Source organism: Aeromicrobium sp. EU05-FHT14F07 (genome assembly GCF_058790455.1).
The window spans coordinates 57918-65451 of the sequence record NZ_JBYTCR010000020.1 but is presented as its reverse complement, the minus strand read 5'-3'; the positions used below and the strand labels follow the sequence as shown (position 1 = coordinate 65451).

General features: G+C 71.7%; 5 protein-coding genes. 3 read left to right on the top strand and 2 right to left on the bottom strand.

Annotated elements, in window-relative coordinates; translation table 11 throughout:
* Window positions 1–59 precede the first annotated feature (59 nt).
* A complete protein-coding gene (locus AC3WRM_RS16010; protein ID WP_492249496.1) occupies window positions 60–1886 on the bottom strand; it encodes a hypothetical protein in 1827 nt (608 codons plus the stop codon).
* Between the two features lie 223 nt (window positions 1887–2109).
* On the opposite strand from AC3WRM_RS16010, the gene AC3WRM_RS16005 reads away from it, so the two are divergent.
* The 3 genes from AC3WRM_RS16005 to AC3WRM_RS15995 are packed head-to-tail and all read left to right on the top strand — an operon-like array spanning window position 2110 to window position 5532.
* Entirely contained in the window at window positions 2110–3333 is a 1224-nt protein-coding gene (locus tag AC3WRM_RS16005; protein WP_492249495.1) for a glycosyltransferase, read from the top strand.
* A gap of 2 nt (window positions 3334–3335) precedes the next feature.
* Complete coding sequence (locus AC3WRM_RS16000) at window positions 3336–4571, top strand: polysaccharide pyruvyl transferase family protein (protein ID WP_492249494.1); 1236 nt, start codon at window positions 3336–3338, stop codon at window positions 4569–4571.
* On the top strand, window positions 4561–5532 hold the full coding sequence (locus AC3WRM_RS15995) for a lysylphosphatidylglycerol synthase domain-containing protein (protein ID WP_492249493.1): 972 nt from the start codon (window positions 4561–4563) through the stop codon (window positions 5530–5532). Before AC3WRM_RS16000 ends, AC3WRM_RS15995 begins: the two co-directional genes overlap by 11 nt.
* Window positions 5533–5595: 63 nt before the next feature.
* On the opposite strand, the gene AC3WRM_RS15990 is transcribed toward AC3WRM_RS15995, so the two are convergent.
* A complete protein-coding gene (locus AC3WRM_RS15990; protein WP_492249492.1) occupies window positions 5596–7506 on the bottom strand; it encodes a glycosyltransferase in 1911 nt (636 codons plus the stop codon).
* Window positions 7507–7534 lie beyond the last annotated feature (28 nt).

Here is a 7534-nt window from a genome sequence, read left to right as displayed (position 1 = left end):
CTCGTCGCGACCACGGTCGCGACGAGGGCGTCGTCGTCGGGGGCGGCGCGGGTCGGAGGCTAGGGCTGCGCGGTGAGCTCGACCCCACGGTCGCGCAGGCGCTCCCTGACCGTCGGGTCGAGGACGAACAGCGAGTAGCCGTAGTTGTCCGAGCCCGCGATCCGTGGTGCGTCGGTGGGGTTCGTCCAGTCGTTGCAGGCCACGACGGCCGGCTCGTCGCCGGTGAGCTCGTCGGTGTCGTCGACCAGCTCGACGTCGCGGTCGGCGAACCAGAAGCCGACCCAGTTGGTGGCGACGTTGCGCTGGCTCGAGACCGGGCAGTCGATCAGCATCGAGACGGGCGTGTCGCCGCCGTCGACGGTGTCGATCTTCTCGAGGGCCTGCTCGATCCGGTAGGGCGCGTCACGCGTCTGGTACGGGTTGCCGTACCAGGACAGCGCCACGGCGCCGACGGCGAGCACGACGAAGAGCACGCGGGGCCGTGACGCCAGCAGCAGGATCACGACGAGCGAGACCACGACCAGCAGGGATCCCCACGCCCAGATTTGGTTGTCGTTCGTGAAGCTCGGGAACAGCGGCAGCCGGAACGGCTCGAGGTCGCGGAACCGCAGGAGCGGGTAGATGCCCGCGTTGTTGGCCGGCCCGTAGTTCGAGCCCCACGTCGGGACGATGCGGATCGCCCACGTGACGGTGCCCGCCACGACGACGAGCGCGAGGCCGAGGCCCACGGCGGCCGTGCGGCGGTCCAGGCGCCGGATCACGGCAGCCAGCCCCACCAGGACGACACCGGTGATGAACGGGTCGATGTAGCGCGTGTACGTCCACGAGTCGAACCGCGGGCCGTCGGGGTAGACGTGCGACGTGGTCGACGACCACGCCACGAACGACAGCAGCGCGGCGGCCACGCCGAGGCCCCACACGAAGCCGTCGGGCCCGACCGCGCGGCGCACCCGCAGGTCCGACCAGGTGTGCCGTGTGAGGACGAGCCCGCCGATGACGACCAGGCCGAGCGTCGCGCACAGCTGGGCCCACGTCTGGACCAGGCTGACGCGGGCGAAGATGCCGCCGAGCGACGTCAGCTTGCCGAGCAGCGACGTGCCCTGGCCGAAGCCGTCGACCGTGACCTCGCTGACCACGAGACCCGCGAGCCAGGCGACCAGGCGCTGGCCGACGCCGAGGAGCACCAGGCCGACCAGCGCGGTCTGCCAGCGGCGACGCAGGAGCAGCAGCAGCCAGATGCCGGCGACGAGCACGAGCACGAGGGCCCGCGCGTGCGTGAAGTAGGCGAGCAGCGTCGCGAGGACGAACCAGCCGACGTTGGGGACCGTCGGTCGGTCCCACAGCCGGTAGGCCGCCACCATGGCCCACGCCGCGAACAGCGCGAGCGACTGCTCGGCGAGGACGTAGTCGGAGACGGCGGTACGCGCGGGCAGCAGCATCACGACGCTGGCGGCGGCGACGGCCTGCGGCGTCGTGAGGCCGAGTCGACGGCCGAGGAAGGCCAGCGGGACGACGGTGAGCAGCCCGACCAGGATGTTGACGTGGATCGCCGCGGCGTACACCGTGGCGCCGTCCTGCGTGAACCACCAGATCGGGGCGAGGAAGAGGCCCGCGCCCGGGTAGTAGCCGAGCGACAGGGTCTTCGTCACCGTCCCCTCCCCGGACAGCAGCCGCGAGGCCTGCAGCACGCCGATCTCGTCGTAGGGGGTGCGGGGCGCGGCGGCCGACAGGGCCACGTAGAGGTTCAGCAGGACCAGGCCGACGAGCAGGCCCACCGAGACGACCCACCAGAAGCGGGCGTGGGCGGGCGTGGCGCCGGCGGGGTCGATCAGCTCGCGGTCGACGCTGCCGCGTCCGCTCTGCTGCTGCGGCGTGGTCTCGCGCAAGGAGGCTCCCTCGTCAGGTCGTGAAGATCATCGACGATGCTATCCGGCGGTCCTGCGGGGGCGCGGCGAGCCCTTCGGCGTCCCCGGGCCCGTGGGGCCGCGCTGCTAGGGTGGGGTGGCTCCGATCGTCGGTCGGACAGCCAGCAGACCGCCCGTTCAGCGGGAGTGACAGCGAGACGAGACGGGCGTGCCGCAGCACGCCCGGGGACGGGGACGAAGCATCGTGCACCTCCTCGTGGTCGCCTCCACCTTCCCGGCGCACGACGCCGACCCCGTGCCCGCCTTCGTCCGCGACCAGGTGCTCGCCCTCCGGGCGGAGGACCCGTCGCTGCGGGTCACGGTGCTGGCGCCGCACGACCGCCGGTCGGGCACGCGGACGTCGACCCGGCACGCCGACTACGACGAGCACCGCTTCCACTACGCGTGGCCGCGCGGTGCGGAGCAGCTCGCCGGCCGGGGCATCATGCCCACGCTGCAGGCCAAGCCGTGGCTCCTGCCCACCGTCCTCACCCTCTTCGTCGGCGAGTTCCTCGCCCTGTGGTCGTTGGTGCGCCGCGAGCGCCCCGACGTCGTCTACGCCCACTGGTTCACCCCGCAGGCCGTCGTCGCCCGCTGGGTCGGGCGGCTGACCGGCACGCCGTTCGTGTTCACCACCCACGCCTCCGACGTCAGCGTCTGGTGGAAGATCCCGTGGCTCGGGCCCCGCGTGGTCCGCTCCCACGCCGTGCGTGCCCGGCGCATCACGGCGGTGAGCCGACGCTCCATGGACAAGCTCCGGGCCTTCTTCGACGACGACGCCTGGGCGGCGCTCGAGCCGCGCACCCGCATCATCCCGATGGGGGTCGAGCTGCCCGACGCCGAGGAGCCGTCCGTCGGCCCGGGCGAGCGCGTGCTCTTCGTCGGCCGGCTGGCCGAGAAGAAGGGCGTCGCCTACCTGCTCGAGGCGCTCGCCGAGGTGCGTCGCACCCGGCCGCAGGTCACGCTCACCGTCACCGGCGACGGGCCGCTGCGCGGCGACCTCGAGCAGCGGGCCGCCGAGCTCGGCCTCGGCGCCGACGCCGTCCGGTTCACCGGCTACCTCACGGGCGCCGACAAGGCAGCCCTGTTCGCGGACCACGGCACCTACGTGGTCCCCTCGATCATCACCGACAGCGGCGACGCGGAGGGCCTGCCCGTGGCGCTCATGGAGGGTCTCGCCGTCGGTCAGGTGTGCATCGCCACCGCCGAGAGCGGTGCCGACGACTTCCTCGTCGACGGGCAGAACGGCTACCTGGTCGGCGAGCGCGACAGCGCCGCCCTCGCCGGGGCGCTGGCCGCCGCCGTCGACCTGGACGACGCCCGACGCGCACGCATGGGACACGAGGCGATGCGGACCGCCCGACAGTTCCACTGGCCCACCGTGGCCCGTGCCCATCTCGACTTCCTGTTCGCGGACGAAGGAGTGTGACCGTGGCTCGCCGCATCCTGCTGATGAACAGCGACCTCGCTGCCAACCGGGGCGACCGGGCGATCGCCGAGGGCATCGTGGCCCTGGTGCGCTCGCGCGACCCCGAGGCCCGCATCACCGGCATCTCGCAGTACCCCGAGCGCGATGGACGCTGGTACGACATCGACGTCCTCGACATGGACTTCCAGTCGCTGTCGCCGCTCGCGTGGCTGCGGCTGCTGCGCGAGGCCCGGCGTCACGACGTCGTGCTGTGGGGCGGCGGGGAGATCCTCAAGGACTACACGAACAAGGCCGCCCTCTGGTACTGGGTGGTCAAGATGACGCTGCTCTCGCTCGTCAACCGCAAGGTCGTGGGCGCGTTCCAGGGCATCGGCCCCACGCGGTCCGCGTCGAGCCGGCGGCTGATCGCCCTCGTCGTCGGCCGCTGCCGCCGCTTCATCGTCCGCGACGACGAGTCGCGCGACAAGTTGCTCGGCTGGGGCGTCGACGCCGACCGGGTGCTCGCGGCGTCCGACCCGGCCGTGCTGCCGCGGCCCGAGCCGATGTCGGAGGAGCTGCGCGCCTCGCTCGTCGCCACCTACGGTCTCGCCGACGACTTCTTCGACGACGTCGTCTGCATCGGCCCGCGCGACTGGTTCCACTACAAGCAGAGCGGCCTGCTGCCGTTCAAGTACCGCCAGGCGCTCCTGCGGCGGCTCGGCCGCGACGTCACGGTCGGCGACGAGCGGCACGAGGCCTACCTCGCGTCGCTGCGCAGCACCGTCCGCGAGGTCGCCCAGGCCTCCGGCTCCCGGCTGCTGTTCCTGCCGATGCACATGGGGGAGGCCGACACCGCGCTCTGCCACGACCTCGCAGCCGCGGTCGGCGACCTGACCCGGACCTGCGTGCTCGACCAGGACGACCTGGGCCCGGCCGAGCTGCGCTCGGTCATCTCCTCGGCCCGCGCCATGGTCGGCTTCCGCCTGCACTCGAACATCATCGCCATCAGCTCCGGCGTACCGTCCATCAACGTGTACTACGTCGACAAGGGCCGGGTCTTCTTCGACCAGGTGGGCATGAGCCGCTACGCGCTCCCGATCGAGGACGCGCTCGAGGACGGCTTCGGCGCGCGGGTCGGTGGTCTGCTGACCACGCTGCTGGCGGAGTCCGACGAGGTGCGGGCGTCCCTGGAGGAGGCGACCGCGGCCCAGCGTGCGTCGGTCGCCGCGGCCTACGACGAGGCGCTCCGTGTCCTCTAGGGTCCGCCTCGCGCTCGTCACGACGTTCATCGTCCTGGTCGTCGTCTTCTTCGCGCTCTACCTGCACGACCTCGACTGGTCGGTGCTGGGCGACCTGACGTTCACGTGGTGGCTCGTCGTGCTCGCCTCGCTCGTCTCGCTCGCGTTCCGGTTCTGGGGCGTGATGATCTGGGCCCTCATCCTCCGGGACCTCGGCGCCCCGCGCCTCCCACGGTTCCCGGTGCTGGCCGACATCTACGCGAAGGCGTGGATGGGCCGCTACATCCCGGGCACGGTCGCGTGGATCGGCGGCAAGATCTACCTGGCCAGCCAGCAGGGCATCGCGAAGAGCCGGCTCGCCGTCTCCTCGCTGCTCGAGGCCGGCATGCAGATCGTGGCGTCCATGTTCGTCGCCCTGCTGATCCTGGGCCTCGACCCGCGGCTGGACGTCATCTCCACCACGATGAAGGCGTTCATGGTGGGCCTGGCGCTCGCCATGCTGCTCATCCTCGTGCCGCCGGTCTTCAACCGCGCCACGCGGTTCGCCTTCCGGCTGATCAAGCGCGAGTCGGCGCTCGCGGAGGTCCGCACGAACGCGACCGCCACGATCCGCTCGTTCGTGCTCTACAGCATCGGCACGGTGCTGGCGGGCAGCAGCTACTTCTTCCTCACCAAGGCGATGTACCCGCAGATCAACGCGGCCGACGACTTCTGGTTCATCGTCGGCGCGTTCACGCTCGCCGGCGCGCTCGGCATGGCGACCCCGCTGCTGCCCAGCGGCATCGGCGTGCGCGACGGCGTCCAGCTGGTGCTGCTCACGCTCATCATGCCCGGCGAGTTCGCGCTCGCGATCACCGTGGCGAGCCGGCTGTGGTCGGCCCTGGTCGACCTGCTGTTCCTCGGCACGGCCGTCCTCGGCCGCAAGGTCCTCGCCCGCCACGACACCGTGCCCGGCCCGGTCACCCCGCCGCCGGCGGGCTGACCCGCGACACGAGGCGCCGCCCGTGGCGGCCGGGACCGCTGCGGGCGACTGGGTCGCCTGGGCTCAGCCGCGGTCGCGGCTGGTGCCGAAGGTGTCCTTCCAGGCCTCGGCCGACGTGACCTCGGGCAGCGCCTCGCGGTACTCGCGCGCCAGCCGGTCCCAGTTCTTGCGCAGCTCGGCGTGCAGGCGACGGCTCTCGCGCCACAGGCGGCGGAACGTCGTCCGGTCGCGGCGGTACAGCGACTGTCCACGTCCGTCGGCGCTGGAGATCAGGGCCGAGTCGTAGGCCGGCACGCGCCACCACGTGGCGTCGCCCTTGGCCAGCTCGACCTGGGGACGCTCGACGTTGCCCTGGGGGACCTCGGTGCGCCAGTGCCGTGTCGCCGCCTTCGCCGTGAACAGCGCCAGACGGGCTCCGCGCGGCTCGCGGTCGAACTTCGGCGGGAAGACGCGCTTGCCCTCCCAGGTGTCGGGCAGCTGCTCGGGATCGCTGATGACCTGCGTCTCGACGAAGTCGCGCGTGGCCGCGCGCAGCTCGGGCATCGTGCCGGCCATGGTCGGGTGCAGGTGGCTCGGACCCTTCAGCAGGTCGCGGATGGCGCGGTGCCGCAGCGTCGCGGCGTAGTACTGCATCGTCAGCAGGTGCTTGAGGTCGATGCGGCCCGAGTTGCTCAGCAGCTTGCCGCCGCCCGGGTGCGGCGAGTGCAGCAGACCGGTGAGGAGGCGGTTGCGGGCGTGGTAGTACGCCTGCCAGTCCTGCGAGTCGTCCTTGTCGACCCACGAGACGTGCCACAGGGCGCTGCCCGGCAGGGAGACGGTGCGGTAGCCGTGCTCGCGGGCGCGCAGGGCGTACTCGGCGTCGTCCCACTTGATGAAGACCGGGAGGGACAGGCCGATCTCGCGGATCACCTGGGTGGGGATCATGCACATCCACCAGCCGTTGTAGTCCGGGTCGAGCCGCTGGTGCATCCACGGCGTCTGCCGCAGGTTGGCGCGCCGGAAGTCGTGGCGCATCTGCTCGGGTAGCGCCGAGCGCCACATGAAGTAGTAGGTGTCGACCGTCTCCGACAGCGCGTGCAGGATCGGCTTGTCCAGCAGGTCGAACATGTGGCTGCCGACGATGGTGGGGGTGCGGCAGAAGCGCGAGAACTGCACCGAGCGCCGGATGCTCTCCGGCTCCACCTGGACGTCGTCGTCGAGCAGCAGCAGGAAGTCGCTGCGACCGGCGTCGACGGTCTCCAGCATCGCCCGGGAGAAGCCGCCCGACCCGCCGAGGTTCGGCTGGTCGACGATCTGCAGCTGGTCGCCCAGAGCAGCGGCGACGTCGGGGAAGCCCGGCTGGTCGGCGACCTTCTGGTCGCCCTGGTCGACGACGTAGACGACGTCGACCTCGCGCAGCACCTCGGGCTGGTCGGCGAGCGTGCGCAGCGTCGCGACGCAGTAGTCGGGCTTGTTGAAGGTCGTGATGCCCAGCGACGTGTTGCCGGTCCGCACGGGCTCGTCCTCGGTGCTCCAGTCGCCGCCCTCGATCACCACCGGCTCGTCGCCGGCGACGATGTCGAACCAGTACCAGCCGCCGTCGCCGAAGTTGCGGATCGGCAGGTCGAAGACGCTCTCGGTCAGACCGCTCAGGTCGTTGGTGGCCACCCGCTGCTGCACGCCCTGCGCGTTCGAGCGGTAGACGATGATGCTGCCCTCGCCCTGGGTGCGCACCGTCAGGCGGACCGAGCCGACGACGGTCCAGCGCTGCCAGTACGCCGCCGGGAACGCGTTGAAGTAGCTGGCGAAGGACACCCGGCGCGACGTGCGGACCCGGAAGCGGTCGCGGCCGAGGATGTCGTTCGCGTGCGCGTCGTCGCTCACGCGCAGCGGCCTGCCTCGGACGGCGGTCCAGACCTCGGGGTCGGCGTAGAGCGGCAGGATGTCGGGATCCCGCTCGAGGGGGAAGAGGACGCGCTGCAGCAGGTGGGGCATAGGTCAGGGGTCTCCGAGATCGACGGTC

What these genes read in the sequence shown, in the direction of transcription:
- AC3WRM_RS15990 (WP_492249492.1), bottom strand. Translation starts at nt 7,506, where the DNA reads ATGCCCCACCTGCTGCAGCGCGTCCTCTTCCCCCTCGAGCGGGATCCC.